Annotated in this window: 18 protein-coding genes; 14 read left to right on the top strand and 4 right to left on the bottom strand. The window is 47.6% G+C overall.

Annotated elements, in window-relative coordinates:
* Positions 1-57: 57 nt before the first annotated feature.
* Positions 58-726: a hypothetical protein gene (locus tag RE469_03370; protein WMT45241.1), complete on the bottom strand. Its 669-nt coding sequence runs from the start codon at positions 724-726 to the stop codon at positions 58-60.
* 277 nt (positions 727-1,003) lie between these two features.
* On the bottom strand, positions 1,004-1,861 hold the full coding sequence (locus RE469_03365; protein ID WMT45240.1) for a TatD family hydrolase: 858 nt from the start codon (positions 1,859-1,861) through the stop codon (positions 1,004-1,006).
* A gap of 110 nt (positions 1,862-1,971) precedes the next feature.
* On the opposite strand from RE469_03365, the gene psmA reads away from it, so the two are divergent.
* The 12 genes from psmA (at position 1,972) to rsmA (ending at position 9,368) form a co-directional block, all read left to right on the top strand.
* Positions 1,972-2,682, top strand: coding sequence for an archaeal proteasome endopeptidase complex subunit alpha (psmA, locus tag RE469_03360; protein WMT45239.1), 711 nt, complete (start codon positions 1,972-1,974; stop codon positions 2,680-2,682).
* 43 nt (positions 2,683-2,725) lie between these two features.
* On the top strand, positions 2,726-3,424 hold the full coding sequence (locus RE469_03355; GenBank protein ID WMT45238.1) for a ribosome assembly factor SBDS: 699 nt from the start codon (positions 2,726-2,728) through the stop codon (positions 3,422-3,424).
* 237 nt (positions 3,425-3,661) lie between these two features.
* Complete coding sequence (gene rrp4, locus RE469_03350) at positions 3,662-4,351, top strand: exosome complex RNA-binding protein Rrp4 (protein WMT45237.1); 690 nt, start codon at positions 3,662-3,664, stop codon at positions 4,349-4,351.
* Complete coding sequence (rrp41, locus tag RE469_03345) at positions 4,335-5,078, top strand: exosome complex exonuclease Rrp41 (GenBank protein WMT45236.1); 744 nt, start codon at positions 4,335-4,337, stop codon at positions 5,076-5,078. The genes rrp4 and rrp41 overlap by 17 nt, the downstream gene beginning before the upstream one ends.
* Positions 5,078-5,860 carry an exosome complex protein Rrp42 gene (gene rrp42 / locus RE469_03340; protein WMT45235.1) on the top strand — a complete coding sequence of 261 codons (783 nt, stop codon included), beginning with the start codon at positions 5,078-5,080 and terminating at the stop codon, positions 5,858-5,860. Before rrp41 ends, rrp42 begins: the two co-directional genes overlap by 1 nt.
* Positions 5,861-5,865: 5 nt before the next feature.
* Positions 5,866-6,126, top strand: a complete 261-nt coding sequence (locus RE469_03335; protein ID WMT45234.1) for a 50S ribosomal protein L37ae — start codon at positions 5,866-5,868, stop codon at positions 6,124-6,126.
* Entirely contained in the window at positions 6,119-6,250 is a 132-nt protein-coding gene (locus tag RE469_03330; GenBank protein ID WMT45233.1) for a DNA-directed RNA polymerase subunit P, read from the top strand. Before RE469_03335 ends, RE469_03330 begins: the two co-directional genes overlap by 8 nt.
* Before the next feature lie 4 nt (positions 6,251-6,254).
* Entirely contained in the window at positions 6,255-7,415 is a 1,161-nt protein-coding gene (locus RE469_03325; GenBank protein ID WMT45232.1) for a tRNA pseudouridine(54/55) synthase Pus10, read from the top strand.
* A gap of 9 nt (positions 7,416-7,424) precedes the next feature.
* Positions 7,425-7,724 (top strand): 50S ribosomal protein L21e, encoded by a 300-nt coding sequence (locus tag RE469_03320; GenBank protein WMT45231.1) that lies wholly within the window; start codon positions 7,425-7,427, stop codon positions 7,722-7,724.
* Complete coding sequence (locus RE469_03315; GenBank protein ID WMT45230.1) at positions 7,725-8,030, top strand: hypothetical protein; 306 nt, start codon at positions 7,725-7,727, stop codon at positions 8,028-8,030.
* Positions 8,031-8,047: 17 nt separating this feature from the next.
* Positions 8,048-8,596 (top strand): DUF655 domain-containing protein, encoded by a 549-nt coding sequence (locus tag RE469_03310; GenBank protein WMT45229.1) that lies wholly within the window; start codon positions 8,048-8,050, stop codon positions 8,594-8,596.
* 1 nt (position 8,597) lies between these two features.
* Positions 8,598-9,368 (top strand): 16S rRNA (adenine(1518)-N(6)/adenine(1519)-N(6))-dimethyltransferase RsmA, encoded by a 771-nt coding sequence (rsmA, locus tag RE469_03305; protein ID WMT45228.1) that lies wholly within the window; start codon positions 8,598-8,600, stop codon positions 9,366-9,368.
* Here the strand turns inward: rsmA and RE469_03300 are convergent.
* The gene (locus RE469_03300; GenBank protein ID WMT45227.1) at positions 9,331-10,146 is read right to left on the bottom strand and encodes an SPFH domain-containing protein; all 816 of its coding nucleotides are present in this window, start codon (positions 10,144-10,146) and stop codon (positions 9,331-9,333) included. The genes rsmA and RE469_03300 overlap by 38 nt on opposite strands.
* Positions 10,147-10,504: 358 nt before the next feature.
* Here RE469_03300 and ppdK point away from each other — a divergent pair, with 358 nt between their 5' ends.
* Together ppdK and RE469_03290 are read left to right on the top strand one after the other, a co-directional pair.
* Positions 10,505-13,201: a pyruvate, phosphate dikinase gene (gene ppdK, locus RE469_03295; protein WMT45226.1), complete on the top strand. Its 2,697-nt coding sequence runs from the start codon at positions 10,505-10,507 to the stop codon at positions 13,199-13,201.
* An 80-nt stretch (positions 13,202-13,281) separates the two neighbouring features.
* Positions 13,282-13,944 carry a phosphoribosyltransferase gene (locus RE469_03290; protein WMT45225.1) on the top strand — a complete coding sequence of 221 codons (663 nt, stop codon included), beginning with the start codon at positions 13,282-13,284 and terminating at the stop codon, positions 13,942-13,944.
* Here the strand turns inward: RE469_03290 and arcC are convergent.
* Positions 13,938-14,867: a carbamate kinase gene (gene arcC, locus RE469_03285; protein WMT45224.1), complete on the bottom strand. Its 930-nt coding sequence runs from the start codon at positions 14,865-14,867 to the stop codon at positions 13,938-13,940. The genes RE469_03290 and arcC overlap by 7 nt on opposite strands.
* Positions 14,868-15,039: the final 172 nt, after the last annotated feature.

The raw sequence follows: 15,039 nt of genomic DNA, 5'->3' as shown, positions 1-15,039 counted from the left end.
GCAGGATCAATGCCTCGCCCTTTTCTTTTTTATAATATTTTTTTCCGATGATTTTAACTATTTCAGGTTCACAAGCTGGGCAGCCTTTCTTTTGATCAGTAGTTCTGCGAACTTATCGGGGATATAGATTATGTCATTATCATGAAGAAAATAATCTCTTTCGGGCTGCGCAATTGGTGGCTGATCTCCTAGAATTCTCACAACAACAAACTGGGAGTGAGTCGCGATGCCCTCTGGCTGAATTTCTTCCGGCGGAACTTTTGCCTCAGGCGCTGCTTCAGGTTCGGGAATGGATTCCACGATCTCCTCAGTTTCCTCCCTCACCTCTTCGGCCGGGCTCACCTTGTTCAGGAGAACGTTGAATTCATCATACATAAGATTATGCAGCCTTGTGATGAAATCCTTTTCCTCAGGTGTCAGAGCACCCAGGGTCTCGCCATCCAGGTCATACAGGGAGAGCGTGGAAATCTTTTCAAATCTCTTCTGGAAAAATGCCCTGAAATCACGCTCTATATCACTTATGCGCTCCTTGATCATTATGTAATTGTCAATATCCTGGCTTTTCAGGTATGTCTGGGCTTCATCCTTCAGTGTTTCAAGGGCCGAATTAATATTCCTGTAAAAGGCCGGATCAAGTTTCTTTGGCTTCCTGGATCTAACTTCAACCCTCAGAAAGGAGCGTAATTCATCGGTTATTCTGTCAATCTGTTGGGGGTTGAAGGTCATCGGAATTAATAGCTGATCCCTATATTAAGTATTTTTTGAGGGGACTTCAGGACTGACAATGATGGGGAAAAGCACAATGATGCAGCAAGTAACAGCATTGGAACGGAACGCATCTGTCAGCGCAGTTTCTCATGTGATGGGTCTTAATGCACTGCAGGATATCTGACAATCCCATACGAGATACCTGTTCCACGTGCCAGTGATTCAACTTCCAGAGCCCTCAGAGTTTCCCCAAAAATGAGCCCTGCATCCTCCAACCTTTCTGGCAGATTGAATGCTATAATATAGCCTTGAAACTTTCCCTTCCATAAATTTCCGTGGGGAGTTCCATACAGCATCTGCTGGCAAAAGATTCCCAGTCTTCAAATTCCTGTAGTATCATGGAAACTCTCCTTGGAACACTGTCAGGGGGGATGACCTTCCATGATCCCGGATCATCCACATAGTCAGTTTCCAGAAGAAAATCATCAGAAATGGCAAGAGCCTTCCTGACATTTGATTTTGAAGCAAGAATTGATTTTCGCACAGGAACGCCTATGGCAAGATCCTGCGGAAGTGCATGATGTTTCACCACCATTTCTGGGCGCAATCCAGATTTTCTCGCCATTTCCACAAGCTTTGAGTACGAATCTTCTGACAGGTCCTCCGTGTGGAGCATTATGGGAATTGACGCATCTCTGCAGAGTTCCATACCGTATTCAAGTATCTCATTGGAATCTGACATAACGGAGTCCTCTACAGGGAAATGCGGCCGGCCCACTTCACCAAGGGCGTTGCAACGTCCTTCCTTTGCAAGCTTTATGGCAAGGTCCATTCCCTTTTTCATTTCAGAAACCGGATCATACCCTGCTTTCATGAACCTGAAGTAGTCCAGTGGATATGGTCCCAGGGTAACAAGCACTGCAATCCCATACTTATTCCGCACGGTGTCCCCCATGGAGATCGTGTTGGCATACAGGATCTCATAATAGTGGTCCAGAGAAAAATCCTCACGGGGGACGTTGACTAGATTTATGCAGTTCCCTCCTGCAGAGACAAACATATGAACAGCATCAGTGAACCTCCCATCCTCCCGCAGGTGCATGTGGTCATCCATTACAATGTAACCATGGCGGGAAAGTTCTGCTGCATCCATAACACCACATAATATGAATCTGGCGATTAAATATTTCGAGATTGGTATAATTGCGCACGCTACGAAACCTTAATAATTGGTGTAGTCTATTGGTCGAAAAGGTGACATAGATGCAGCAGGGCCAAATGGCATATGACAGAGCGATCACAGTTTTCTCACCAGACGGTAGACTTTTTCAGGTTGAATACGCAAGGGAAGCAGTAAAGAAAGGTTCGACGGCAATTGGAATCCGTTACAAGGACGGAGTAGCACTGATTTCCGACAAGAAGATTCGCAGCAGGCTGGTGGAGCAGAATTCCATGGAGAAAATCCAGCCCATTGATGATTACGTGGCAACAGTGACCTCTGGGCTCGTAGCCGACGCCAGAGTCCTGGTGGATTTTGCCAGGGTTGCGGCACAGCAGGAGAAAATCACCTACGGCTCACTGGTTAACATAGAGAACCTTGTTAAGAAGGTCGCAGACCAGATGCAGCAGTACACACAATACGGCGGAGTTAGGCCATATGGTGTGGCAATGATTTTTGCCGGTACGGACAGCATGGGTCCAAGGCTCTTCGACTGTGATCCTGCAGGAACCATAAATGAGTACAAGGCAGTCACAATAGGGGCACTCAGGGACCAGGTTACAGCTTTCCTTGAAAAAGAATACAAGGAAGACCTGTCTGAAAACGATGCAGTTATTCTTGCAATCAAGGCGCTGAAGACATCGAATGAGGACAGTGCAGAGTTCAGGCATCCCGAAGTTGCCACAATAAACGTCGGGAACAAGTTCCATGTTTACCAGAAGGAAGAAGTTGAGAAACTGATGCAAAAGGCGTAAAGCCCAATAAATATTTTTTTATCCATTTAACTTATCTGCGGACATGGTCAGAGTGGAGGACGCTATAGTGGCCAGATACGAATCTCATGGCCATAAGTTCGAGATATTTGTTGATCCAGATGCAACTGACAGGATCAAGGAAGGAAAGATTGATGTTGAAAACGATCTCGCCCTGGACGAAATATACAAGGATGCCAGAAAAGGCGAGAAAGCCGGAGAGGAATCAATAAAAGAAGTTTTCAAGACCACGGATGTTGCGCAGATTGCCATTGAAATCATAAAGAAGGGGCAGATCCAGCTTACCACGGAACAGAGGCACGAAATGCTGGAGAGAAGGCGGAAGCAGATTATTGACATGATTTCAAGGGAATCCATAAACCCACAGACAAATGCCCCCCATCCTCCTGCACGTATCTCACAAGCCATCGACGACGCAAAAATACATATTGATCCATTCAAGAGTGCAGGAGAGCAGCTTCAGGCTGTGCTTAAGGCAATAAAGCCCATCCTTCCCATAAGGATGGAAAAAACAAAGCTGGCAGTGAAACTTACAGGGGATGCCTATGGAAAAGTATACGGAGAGATAGCCAGAACCGGTTATCTCGTAAGGGAGGAATGGGGCAAGGACGGATCATGGATCGGGCTGCTGGAGGTTCCCGCAGGGATGGCAGGGGAGATCATGAGCCAGCTGAGCAGGAAATCAAGGGATAATGTGGACATCAGGGTTGTGAAGGGAAAGTAATTGCAGGTTTGCTGCAAGCCTGCCATTGAATTTTCATGTTCCACGTTTCCTTCGAGTCGATAAGAATAAATATTGCATAAAGATGAAACGACGTACAGGAGATATGGACGAGAACAGCTTCTCTTCTTCGGCGAAGGAAGTATTGTTTCAACTTGGGTATGGAACGCACCGGTTTGCAAAGAAAGCAGGGTTCGTATTGGGGTTGCGGAAGCATGTTTCTCTATTGAAGGTGAACGGATGTCGGAAATGAAACAGATAGTCATGCCAGGTGATGAGATAGATTCTTCACTTGGAAAGCCAAGAAATGGCGTATACAAATGCGGTGATCAGTTATACTGTTCCCAGTATTTCGGTATTGTGCAGAAAAGTGAGCAGTTCGTGGACATTGTCCCATTTTCGGGCCCTTACTTTCCAAGAAGGGGTGACAAGGTAATCGGGAAGATAATAGAGGTTGGCCCATCAATGTGGACTGTTGACATAAACTCCCCATATTACACGTTGCTGCACATGAACGACACTCCATGGAGAACAAATGCAGGTAATATCAAAAAATTCCTGGGCACTGGCGACTACGTTTACGCAAAGGTCATGACTGTCAACGAGATTAAGGAAAGCTGGATAACGCTAAAGGATGTGGGCCTGAGAAAACTTGAGGGCGGGCACATCGCCTCCATTCAGGCGCCCAAGGTTCCCAGAATAATAGGGAAGGGCGGATCCATGGTCAACATGATCAAGGACGCCACTGAAACAAGAATAGTGGTTGGCCAGAATGGACTCATATGGGTTGATGGAGAACCGGAAAATGTTATGGCCGCAATAGAGGCCATAAAGGTGGTGGAGAGGGAAGCACATACCACCGGATTGACGGACAGAATGCAGAAATATCTTGAGGAAATAAAGGGTGGAAAAAATGGGAACAGCGTCTGATATTAAATTGATTGATGAGAACGGTCTTAGGATAGATGGGCGATCCCCAACGGAACTAAGGCCATTGAAGATTGAAACCGATGTTCTGGAAAGGGCAGACGGGTCAGCATTCATAGAGTGGGGGGGCAACAAGATACTTGTGGCGGTATACGGTCCAAGGGAAGCTTACCCAAAGCATACGCAGGACATCGAAAAGGCTGTTGTGAAAGCAAGGTACAACATGTCCGCATTCTCCGTGGATGAAAGAAAAAGGCCGGGGCCGGACAGGAGATCTGTGGAAATATCAAAGGTCATCTCAGAGGCGCTTTCCGCCGCAGTTATGGTGGAACAGTTCCCAAGAGCCCAGATTGATGTTTTCATTGAAGTCCTTCAGGCTGATGCGGGAACGAGAATCGCCGGTCTCACAGCAAGTTCCGTTGCTCTGGCAGCTGCGGGCATTCCAATGAGGGACATGGTTGTAGGTTGTGCGGCTGGCAAGGTGGATGGAAAGATAGTCCTGGACCTGGGCAAGGAAGAGGATAATTTCGGCCAGGCCGATCTTCCCATGGGAATACTTGCAAAATCAGGGAAAATCGTCCTTATGCAGATGGATGGCGATCTGAGCCAGGAGGAGTTTGATCAGGCTACAGCGCTCATAATGGACGCAACAAAGAGGATATATGAGATCCAGAGAGAAGCTCTGGCTGGAAAATACAGGGCGCTGGCCCTTGAGAGGGGTGGTGAGTGATGCCGAAGGATGAAGCCGGAGTACTTTCGGAAATTAAGAGGAATTACATACTGAAGAAACTGAAAGAGGGAAAGAGGGGCGATGGAAGATCACCTGAAAGTTTCAGGGAGATCTCAATAACCACGAATTATGTTCCCCGATCAGCGGGATCAGCCTACGTCAAGCTTGGCAAAACAAAGGTAGTGGCAGGCATAAAGATCGAATCTGGAGAGCCATTCCCGGACACGCCGAACCAGGGGGTTCTCACCACAAATGTGGAACTGCTTCCCATGGCGTTCCCCACCTTCGAGGCGGGCCCTCCCAATGAAGGTTCCATAGAGATTGCACGGGTTGTGGACAGGGGCATAAGGGAAAGCAAGATGATCGATCTTGAATCTCTGGTGATCGAACCTGCCAAGAAGGTCTGGATCGTATTCGCTGATATTGACGTGATCGATTTTGACGGGAATCTCATAGATGCCTGCACACTGGCAGTTGTTTCTGCCCTCAAATCAGCAGTTGTGCCAGGATCCACTGAAGGCGGGAAAGATTTCGCACTTCCTGTAAGGAGCATTCCCATTTCAGTAACAATGGTGAAGATAGGAGATGAGCTTGTTGCTGACCCGGACCTTGAGGAAGAGCAGCTTTCAACGGCACGCATCACGGTCACCACAACCGCCGATGAACACATCAGGGCAATGCAGAAGGGGGACACCGGTTATTTCACTCTTGATGAGATAAGAAAAGCTATAAAGTTATCAAGTGATATCGGTGGACAGATCAGAGAAAAATACTTCAAGTGATATTAATGTCTAAAAGAACTATCAAGGTAGGAGCTGCGGGGCGTTTCGGCCCCAGATACGGAGTAACAGTCAGGAAAACCTGGAATGAGATTTACAAGCAGAAAATAGCCTTTTATGCATGTCCTTCATGCAAAAAGAAGAAAGTCAAGAGGCTGGCTGCAGGCATATGGGAATGCAGGCACTGCGGCTATAAATTCGCAGGTGGCTCTTATCTCCCAGAACTGAGAACACCTGTGGTTGCTTCGGAGGAAACACAGAATGTATAAATGTATCAGGTGTGGAAGGCCGCTTGAGAAATCCTTTGGAACTGCTGAAATTGAATGCGAGTGCGGTTCAAGGGTTTTCATCAAGGAAAGGCCCAGTATAGAAAAAGTCATACTGGCAAGATAATATTATGCAAGGTTTCTCCGGGGACCAGCATTTCTCCATCTGTTTAAGATGCCTTGGCAGGGCATATGCCACCATCGGGCATGGATTATCCAATGTTGAACGTGGCAGGGTTCATCTTTCTGAATCCTATCCCATACTTTCAAAAAATAATATTGCCATTGTGGAAGAAGACAGGTGCTCAATCTGCAGGTCAGTATTCAGTCGCATGGACGATTTCGTGAATCTGGCCATCAATGAATCATCCGGGTATGAATTCGGTACATTTCTGGCAGGAAGCGCGTTCCCCCGTGAGGTAACAGATGAAGAAGCCATCCTGCAGGGGTTTTTTGGAAACATAGGAGAATCCATAAAAAAGGAGTTCAACAGGGAGGTGGGCAAAGCCATCTCCGACCGCACAGGAAAGTCAGTGGACAAGATATCTCCGGATATTACGTTTCACTTTGACTTGGAGTACTACCAGGTTAAGCTGGAAATCAGAAGCCTCTACATATACGGCAATTATATCAAGAACAGGCGCGGCATCCCGCAGACGCGCTGGATACACCAGGACAACAATGGGGTTTCTGTTGAGCAGATCATCGGCGATGTTGTAATGAAACACTCTCTCTGCACAAACTACTTCCTGCACGGCGCAGGGCGTGAGGACGTGGATGTCAGGATGCAGGGGAATGGCAGGGAATTTGTTCTGGAGGCCCAGAATCCCAGGAAGAGATCCATTAACCTCATGACGATCCGCGACGAAATTAACATGACGGGGGACATTGCCGTTAACAATCTCACTTTCACGTCACGCGAAACCGTGGTAAAGATCAAGGGGGCAAATCATGAGAAATCCTACAGGGTGACCATCACTGCAGACAATCCGCTGGATCCGCAGAAATTTGCGCAGGCGGTATCACGACTATCTGGAAAAGATATTTATCAAAGGACACCATTAAGGGTATCCAGCAGAAGATCAGATCTGATCAGGAGAAGGAACATCAGGGAGATGGTTCTGGAGCAGATTTCCGGGAATACTGCGGTCTGCGTGGTAAGGGCCGAAGCTGGCACTTACATTAAGGAACTGATTCACGGTGATGAGGGACGAACAAATCCAAGCCTATCCGATGAATATGGATCTCCATTGAGGGTTCAGTCTCTGGATGTGATCTGGATATACAGGTAAGGTGAATTAATGGTTAAGATGTCGCATGGCTCTAGAGCGGGCTCCAGAAGCAAAATGACAAAACGATATAATGAAAGAGGACTCCCTGCGGTAACGCGTTTTCTTCAGGAGTTCAAGGAAGGGGATCTTGCAGCTATAAATATTGAGCCGTCCATTCATGCAGGGATGCCTTATCATGGTTTTCAGGGCCTTACAGGCAGGATCACTGGAAAGCAGGGTGGATGTTACCTGGTCACCGTGAAGATCGGCGGAGTTCACAAGCAGATACTGGCTGGTCCCGTTCATCTCAAGAGAATTAGTGGGAACTAAATGAAAAGCAAGTACGTACCAGTTTCCGAGGCTTATGAGATACTCTCAAAATCCAGGGAGCACACTCCGCCTGAAGCGGACAACCTGGCATACTGCGAGGCATTCCTGAAGGTGAAGGCCAAGGATGCCCAGAAGGATATTTCAGAGCTCATGAAAACATATAAGCTTTCAGAGAAAGTAGCAGTAAAGCTTGTTGACCTCCGCCCCAAGACAAAGGAAGAGGCAGTGAGCATACTTTCTGGCTACAGCGTTATTTTACCCGAGCAAGATTTAAATAACCTCATTAGCTATTTCAGTGACGATTAAACTGGAGGTTATTATTTTTGGAAGAATACGCCTATGTCATAGATTACCTGCCTCAGGGCAGATCAGAGGACAAGGGGTACCGCAAGACTCCTCTGGTTCTTGCAGTGGGTGAGACAGAATTCAAGCTTCTTGAGATCATCCCCAAGGAAAATGCTGTTATAACAATAGGGGATCGCATTTACATAGGCAAGGAGCCAAAACTCAGGGATAAGGTACTTTCCGTCAAACGCCGCATATCATATGCTGACCTCACAAGCGCTGCCCAGAATGAGCTTCCATTTGTTCTGGAAGGGATTGTGAACAAGAGGGAACCGGATTTCATAAAATTCTTCAACGAGGCAGAATCCATCAACGCAAGAATGCATTCGCTGGAACTTCTTCCGGGACTGGGAAACAAGACCATGTGGACCATAATTGAGGAAAGGAAGAAGAAGCCATTTGCCAGTTTCCAGGATCTTGCTGATCGGGTCAAGACAATTCATAATCCACAGAAAATGGTGGCAAGCAGGATAGTCCAGGAACTTCAGGAAAGATACGAGAAACACAAGCTCTTCGTGGCAAGATAACTTGAAACAGGATCACAAATACACAAGAAGATATGGGCAGGTTTTTCTTTCCGACAAAAACATTGCATCCCTTGAGGTGAGGGCACTTGATCTTCCTGCAGGGAGCCACATACTTGAAGTTGGACCCGGCGGCGGAATCATAACAGGGGTACTTCTGGACAGCGGATACATGGTAACTGCTGTTGAAAGCGATCACAGGTTTGTTGAAAACCTCTCCACAAGATTCGGAAACGAGATTCAAGAAGGCAGGCTCAGAGTTGTTAAGGAAGATTTTCTTGAGTTTGAACCTGGCCAATACGATGGAATCATGGGCAATGTCCCATACCAGATATCATCGCCAATACTGTTCCGGCTTGAATCGTTCGGGTTCAGGGCAGCAGTACTCATGTTTCAGGAAGAATTTGCCCAGCGGCTGCTTGCCGGCCCCGGAGATAAATCCTATTCCAGGATCAGTGTGAATGCACAGCTGAGGTACGTCATCAAAAGCGTTAGAAATGTTCCACGCACCTGTTTCACGCCAGCTCCAAAGGTAAATTCAAGAATAATCCGCATAACTCCCAGGCCAGATGCAAACCTGGGGGACCTGCGAAAAGCAGATCCTATTTTCAGGGATATTTTCTCAAAGAGAAGAAAAAAATTATCAAGCATCCTGGATGGGCTTCCCGGTGAAATTGGTGAAAAGAGGGTTGATGACTTCACCCCCGCTGAGCTTCTGGATATTGCAAGGCGTTACTTTAATGGGAAGACTTCTCCCTCTCAAGATTTGCCTTGACTTGGTTCTCCATGCCCAGTATGGACATTGCATTGAATGTCCCAACTGCAGGGGTGTTGGCAGGTATCATCATCAGTGTTCCCTTGCCCTCAAGTCCTATTTCATAAAGTATGTTCATCCACCTTAGCTGGAAAGCTGTGGGATTATCTGAATACTGGTTTGCAGCCTCAACCATCTTCTGGGCGGCCTCAACCTCAGCAAGTGCCAGAGTTACCCTTGATCTTCTTTCCCTCTCGGCCGATGCCTGCCTGGACATGGCCTCCTGGAGGTTCTGCGGAACCACAACGTCCCTTATTTCAACGGATGAAACTTTAATTCCCCAGTTTTCGGTCTTCTCATCTATGATCTGTCTGGCTGCCTCACCAATCTTTTCCCTCTCAGAAAGGACTTCATCAAAGGAACTCTTTCCAAGGACTTCCCTGAGGGTCGTCTGTGCGGAATAGTTTGTGGCAGCTGCGAAGTTATCCACATTGAGGACAGCCTTCTGCGGATCCACAATCTGGAAATACATTACAGCATCAACATTGATTGGAACATTATCCTTGGTGAATGTGCTTTCTGTCTTGAATGATACAACCTGAATCCTCGTTGAGAGGATGGGGTTTACCTTGCTTACGATTGGCCACACATAAATCACGCCTGGCCCCTTAAGCATGGAAAATCTTCCAAGGGTGAACACAGCGCCTCTTTCCCATTCCTTCAGGATATGAAGGCCGGAAAGCAGGATTATCAGGATAATAAGCACTATTATTATCAGAAAAATATCGAGCCCGCTCATTGATGAATATATTAAACGGCCTATTAAACTGTTTTGGACTCTCAGATCTTTCAATTTTCTACTTTTTCAGAAAAGAATTAATATCATGTGTCCAGAAAAACTTGAGCCGCATACGTTTATGGGAACAGCAATTCACAGCGTTTCCCGAACAATCTCATGAGGGAACTCACCCTTTCGAATAATGTTCTGGTGAATTCATATCTAAGCGTTCACATTATATTTAATGATTTCGTGAATTTTTCAGAAAAACAAACAATGGAAGCCCTCTTAAAAATAACATCTGTCCAATATTAATCTGTTAAGGCGATCACAGACCAATTGCGAACAAAAAGTTATTTATGCTCTGGGATGAACAATTGTGAACAAAGATAGAAAATACGTTTACCTGTTCCAGGAAGGAAGCAAGGAAATGGTGGATCTGCTGGGTGGAAAGGGAGCCGGGCTTGCAGAGATGACCCGAATCGGACTGAATGTCCCTCCCGGTTTCACCATAACCACAGAGGCCTGCAGGGAATACCTGAAGGCAGAGGACTTTCCGGCCGGAATGATGGACCAGGTATGGACTGCGCTCAAGCAAGTTGAAAAGCAGTCGGGACGAAGATTCGGTGATCCGGAAAACCCCCTGCTTGTTTCAGTCAGATCCGGCGCACCGGTCAGCATGCCCGGAATGATGGACACAGTTCTCAATGTGGGCCTGAACAGCGAAACACTAAAGGGCCTGGCAAAACGTTCAGGAAACAGGAGATTTGCGCTGGATTCCTACAGAAGGCTGATTCAGATGTTTGGATCAATCGTTCTGGGAATTGACAGCAGAGAATTTTCAGATGCCCTTGAAAAAATCAAGGAGCAGCGTGGAAGAAAGTTCGACACCGACCTGGATTCTGCAGACATATCAGATCTCATAAAGATTTACGGTGGAATCTACGAAGCCCATGGAAAGGTTTTCCCGCAGGATGTCAAGGAACAGATGGAACAGGCCATAGAGGCCGTATTCCGTTCCTGGAATTCTCCCCGGGCACAGGTTTACAGGAAGGAGAATGGCATAGGTGAATGGATGGGGACGGCTGTGAGCATAGTTTCCATGGTCTTTGGAAACACGGGCCCCAGATCTGCCACCGGGGTTGCATTCACAAGGAACCCAAACTCAGGCGAAAAGGTACTTTTTGCAGAATATCTGGTTAACGCTCAGGGCGAGGACGTAGTATCGGGTATCAGGACCCCACGCCACATATCCGATATGTCCAGGGAGCTGCCATCTGCTTACAGGGCGCTGCTGGATTCAGCAGAAAAGCTGGAAAAGCACTATGGAGACATGCAGGATATTGAGTTTACTGTGGAGGACGATGTCTTCTATCTTCTCCAGACCAGGTCCGGGAAGAGAACTGCAAAGGCCGCTCTGAAGATAGCCAGGGATATGGTTTCGGAAGGAATCCTGACCGAAAGGGATGCCGTGATGAGAATAACACCCAGGATGCTTGATTCCCTGATGCACCCTCAGGTGAAAAGGACGGGAAAGGAAACAGTCCTGGGAAATGGTCTGCCAGCTTCACCGGGGGCCGCTACCGGACAGGCAGTATTTTCATCCGAAAGAGCAATCGAGCTGTCCAAGGAGAAGAAACCCCTCATACTGGTGAGGCCGGAGACCACTGCAGATGATGTGAGGGGCATGGTGGTTTCAAAAGGATTCCTGACGCAGAAAGGGGGGATGACTTCCCATGCGGCCGTGGTGGCAAGGGCCATGGGAAAGCCCGCGGTTGTTGGCGCAGAATCAATCAAGGTGAATGTTGCCGAACGAAAGATGGTATCGGGGGATATCACAGTTAAGGAAGGAGATATCATAACGGTAGACGGGACTTCAGGCGAATTTTACCTTGGAACTGTTGAAACGGAGGCACCGGGATCAAACACGGACATGGACATCGTACTTTCATGGGCGGATCGATTCAGGAAAATAGGTGTCAGGGCAAACGCCAATACACCGGAGGAAGCTATTGAAGCCAGGAAACTTGGAGCTGAAGGCATAGGGCTCGCCAGGACTGAGAGAATGTTCCTGGGCAGCGACAGGCTTCCCATCATGAGGGAGATGATCATGAGCTCAAGTACCGAGGAAAGAATAAGCCATCTTGACAGACTTCTTCCAATGCAGATACATGATTTCACCGAATTTTTCAGGACAATGGAAGGTTTTCCCGTCATAATAAGGCTGCTGGATCCACCGCTTCACGAGTTCCTCCCGGACAAAGAGGAGGTAATAAAGGAGATGTATGATCTCAGGAATGCGGCTAAGAGCGGGAAAGCCACCAATGAAGATAGGAAGAAACTCCAGGACACGGAAAGGATTTACACGGCCATAAAGAACCTAGAAGAATTCAATCCCATGCTTGGATTCCGTGGATGCAGGCTTGGCATCAGCTATCCTGAGATCTACGAAATGCAGGTGAGGGCCATAATCCGGGCTGCAATGCAGGTACAGTCTGAAGGAAAGAAAATCTTCCCGGAGATAATGATACCTTTGGTTGGGCACAGGAGCGAGATCAGGGTCCTCAGGGAAAGGCTTGAAAAGGTGGTGAAGAGTGAGGATCCTGATGAAAGTGTGGAATACAAGTTCGGGACTATGATAGAGATCCCGCGCGCATGCATAACCGCAGACGAAATTGCGCGCTATGCTGACTTTTTCTCCTTTGGAACCAACGACCTCACACAGATGACCTTCGGATACAGCCGTGATGACGCAGAGGGAAAATTCCTGGCAAGGTACATTGAGGAGGGAATACTTGAGAACGATCCCTTCAGCACAATAGACCAGTCTGGTGTCGGGGAACTCATGAAAATAGCTGTCAGGAAGGGTAGGGAGACAAATCCTGAACTTGAGGTGGGAATCTGCGGGGAGCACGGTGGCGATCCGGATACGGTTGCATTCTGCAGCAGGATTGGTCTTGACTACGTGTCGGCTTCTCCATTCAGAATACCAATAGCCAGGCTTGCAGCGGCCAGGGCTGCCATAAGTGATGAAGAGCCGGCACCCAAAGCCGGGAAAACCAGGATTCCAGCCTGAACGCAATCACGTAATGCCCTGCGGTGGCTTTCACCGTGGGGAAATTTTAAGCTAAGCAGAGGATATCAAGGAGGTTAAGAATGGAGTTCAGGGCAAAGGCAGTCTCATGGGATGATATAGAAAGATGGTGTGATGAAGTCAGGAAACAGATTGTGAACACGTTCAGTCCGGATCTCATTATAGGATTGTCACGTGGTGGACTTGTTCCGGCCAGAATTCTCTCCGATTCACTGTGGATTAAGGATTTACTCTCCATAAAGACGGAGCACTGGGGAATAACTGCCACCCAGGACGGCAAGGCTGTCCTCAGGGATCCCGGCGTGCTTAATATCAAGGGAAAGCGTGTGCTCATTGTGGATGATATAACAGACACCGGACAGAGCATGAAGCTTGCCCATGAATTTGTCATGAAGCAGAATCCTGCAGAGGTGAAGACCGCCACCATGCTGCACATAACAAGATCCAGTTTTGTTCCTGATTTTTACGGCGAGGAGATTACAGAGAAGAACTGGGCATGGTTCATCTTCCCGTGGAATGTATATGAGGACGTTGACAACCTTCTGTCAAAGGTACTCAGGAAAGAATCATCTCTTGAACAGGTTACGGATCTCCTTCTGGAGAATTTCGAGCTTGTCATCCCTCAGAAGCACCTGAAGAAGGTACTGGATGATTTTGTCACTGCAGGCAAGCTGGTCCTCAAATCCGGGAAATTCAGGCTGCCAGAGAAAGCGGTAGTTCAGTAGACAACAGTGCCCGATTTCCCGGCTATGACATTTGAAGCATCGTCAAGAGATCCAATTATTGAAATTCCGTGGTTCCGTTCCACAAACTCCAGCGCAGCCCTGACCTTCGGCCCGATGCTCCCTCCGGGGAAACTACCCTGGGTGTAAAGCTTCCTCAGATCGCCTGCACTGATTCTTGCAAGCTTTTCCTGGTCCGGCTTCCCGTACCTGAGGTATACTCCATCCACATCTGTAAGAATGACAAATTTATGGGCTTCAAGGATGTTTGCCATCAGGGAAGAAGCAAGATCCTTGTCAATCACGGCATCCACTCCTCTGTATCCGGACACGGTCTTTATTACTGGAATCCCCCCTCCACCAACACATATTGGCAGGTATCCGGACGCCAGCATTGAGAATATGGCGGATCTTTCAGCAATATCAACTGGATATGGCGATGGCACAACTCTCCTGAACCCCTTCCCGGGCTCCTCCTTCATGACCCAGCCACTCTCCTTCATATACTTCCCTGCATCTTCGCTGCTGTAATATGGGCCTATTGGTTTACTGGGGTTGTGAAAAGCCTCATCATCCTCATTAACCACAGTCCTGGTGAATATTACGGCTGCATCTTTTGAGACGCCGTACCTAGACTTCATTTCATCATATGCAGTGATCAGTATCTCGCCGATGAGCCCCTGCGACATTGAGCCACAGGCGTGAAGCGGCATGGGATGCGTAATATCCCGTGAGTGCTCGTTCTGGAGCAGTATGTTTCCGACCTGCGGCCCGTTTCCATGGGTAATGATCACCTCGTTGTCCAGAACAACTTTCCATATTTTCTCCATGGCCTCAACGGCTCGCCGCAGCTGCATCACATATGAGGAATCGTCACCATTCCTGAGAAGTGCGTTTCCTCCGAAAGCGATAAGAATCCTTTCCATAAAACTCCCCGGGAGATTATGTGATTCCAGACAGCTATATAACCTGACTGCTTAATTCAAGATACTTGTATTTTTCACAGTAACACGTCTGGCTTGATGGTAAAACATCATATGCAAATAACTCTGCAGGTACGGTCTCAGGAAAAAGCTATGTTACATCGGGCGATTACCA

Origin of the sequence: Cuniculiplasma divulgatum, from assembly GCA_031200235.1 — an archaeon.
In the GTDB taxonomy this organism is placed as follows: Archaea; Thermoplasmatota; Thermoplasmata; order Thermoplasmatales; family Thermoplasmataceae; genus UBA509.
Note: the sequence above shows the minus strand (reverse complement) of the source record. Positions and strands in the feature narration are given on the sequence as shown.

Coding starts and splice junctions, on each gene's coding strand:
- RE469_03370 (WMT45241.1), bottom strand. CDS start 726: ATGACCTTCAACCCCCAACAGATTGACAGAATAACCGATGAATTACGC.
- RE469_03365 (WMT45240.1), bottom strand. CDS start 1,861: ATGGATGCAGCAGAACTTTCCCGCCATGGTTACATTGTAATGGATGAC.
- psmA (WMT45239.1), top strand. CDS start 1,972: ATGCAGCAGGGCCAAATGGCATATGACAGAGCGATCACAGTTTTCTCA.
- RE469_03355 (WMT45238.1), top strand. CDS start 2,726: ATGGTCAGAGTGGAGGACGCTATAGTGGCCAGATACGAATCTCATGGC.
- rrp4 (WMT45237.1), top strand. CDS start 3,662: ATGTCGGAAATGAAACAGATAGTCATGCCAGGTGATGAGATAGATTCT.
- rrp41 (WMT45236.1), top strand. CDS start 4,335: ATGGGAACAGCGTCTGATATTAAATTGATTGATGAGAACGGTCTTAGG.
- rrp42 (WMT45235.1), top strand. CDS start 5,078: ATGCCGAAGGATGAAGCCGGAGTACTTTCGGAAATTAAGAGGAATTAC.
- RE469_03335 (WMT45234.1), top strand. CDS start 5,866: ATGTCTAAAAGAACTATCAAGGTAGGAGCTGCGGGGCGTTTCGGCCCC.
- RE469_03330 (WMT45233.1), top strand. CDS start 6,119: ATGTATAAATGTATCAGGTGTGGAAGGCCGCTTGAGAAATCCTTTGGA.
- RE469_03325 (WMT45232.1), top strand. CDS start 6,255: ATGCAAGGTTTCTCCGGGGACCAGCATTTCTCCATCTGTTTAAGATGC.
- RE469_03320 (WMT45231.1), top strand. CDS start 7,425: ATGGTTAAGATGTCGCATGGCTCTAGAGCGGGCTCCAGAAGCAAAATG.
- RE469_03315 (WMT45230.1), top strand. CDS start 7,725: ATGAAAAGCAAGTACGTACCAGTTTCCGAGGCTTATGAGATACTCTCA.
- RE469_03300 (WMT45227.1), bottom strand. CDS start 10,146: ATGAGCGGGCTCGATATTTTTCTGATAATAATAGTGCTTATTATCCTG.
- RE469_03290 (WMT45225.1), top strand. CDS start 13,282: ATGGAGTTCAGGGCAAAGGCAGTCTCATGGGATGATATAGAAAGATGG.
- arcC (WMT45224.1), bottom strand. CDS start 14,867: ATGGAAAGGATTCTTATCGCTTTCGGAGGAAACGCACTTCTCAGGAAT.